The sequence below is a fragment of the Methylobacterium nigriterrae genome, assembly GCF_037106235.1.
Classification (GTDB): Bacteria; Pseudomonadota; Alphaproteobacteria; order Rhizobiales; family Beijerinckiaceae; genus Methylobacterium; species Methylobacterium nigriterrae.
Genome location: NZ_JBAWTG010000465.1, coordinates 1 through 686, shown reverse-complemented (window position 1 = coordinate 686; position 686 = coordinate 1). Strand labels below are relative to the sequence as shown.

The 686-nt window shown below is 67.1% G+C and carries 1 protein-coding gene and 1 pseudogene; one reads left to right on the top strand and one right to left on the bottom strand.

The features are described from left to right. Positions 1–190, top strand: a pseudogene (locus tag WDW90_RS37765) (hypothetical protein); the annotation flags it as partial. 370 nt (positions 191–560) lie between these two features. Here WDW90_RS37765 and WDW90_RS37760 read toward each other — a convergent pair. Further along, complete coding sequence (locus WDW90_RS37760; RefSeq protein WP_336492828.1) at positions 561–680, bottom strand: MarC family protein; 120 nt, start codon at positions 678–680, stop codon at positions 561–563. Positions 681–686: the final 6 nt, after the last annotated feature.

Below are 686 nucleotides of genomic sequence, written 5' to 3'. Positions count from 1 at the left end.
GCCGACCATGCCTATCACCCTTGCGGCGCTGCTGTCGCTGGCGGGCTTCGCCTGGCTCGGCCTGGCCATCACGCAGGCCGGGCCGCCGGTCGACAGCCCATACCTGACCGCCTGGGACGCGGCGCTGCTCTCGTTTGCTGCCAGCTTCGGCGTGCAGAGCACGGCGTATCTGGGCGTCTTCGGATCATGATGCTGACCAGCTTCGTGCTCACGAGCGTTGTGGCGGCAGGCCTGCCCGTCATGTTGGCCCCTCTGCAGTTCCATGAACTGCTCGATCTCCGCTACCCGGCGCAGGTCAGCGAGGCTGGGCGGGACGGTCAGCCGATCCACGACTGCTTTGATGCAGCTCCCGTCAGGCAACTGCCGCGTCCGGAAGCTGTGCGGAGCCGCGCCCGCAGGAGAACGGTTCGAGCGCACGGCAAAGGCTCCCGGGCAGTCCGACAGCCTCACTCGCGCTTGTCGCACCGGCGGCAGAGCAGCGGCGGAGGATAGAGCGGCGCTGCGACAAGATCAGACCCCCCTGAAGTCGATTTTTAATCGTCACGAGCCCGCCAGGCATGTCACGGGGGTATAAACCCACCTCGGATCCCGTCGAATACGAACTGCACCGCAAGGCCCGCGAGCAGCACCCCCATGATCCGGCCGGCAACGTCTGAGCCGGTCCGACCCAGCCAGCGCATCAGCAC

Excerpts from the sequence above, each read along its gene's own strand:
- WDW90_RS37760 (WP_336492828.1), bottom strand. The coding sequence starts at position 680 with ATGCGCTGGCTGGGTCGGACCGGCTCAGACGTTGCCGGCCGGATCATG.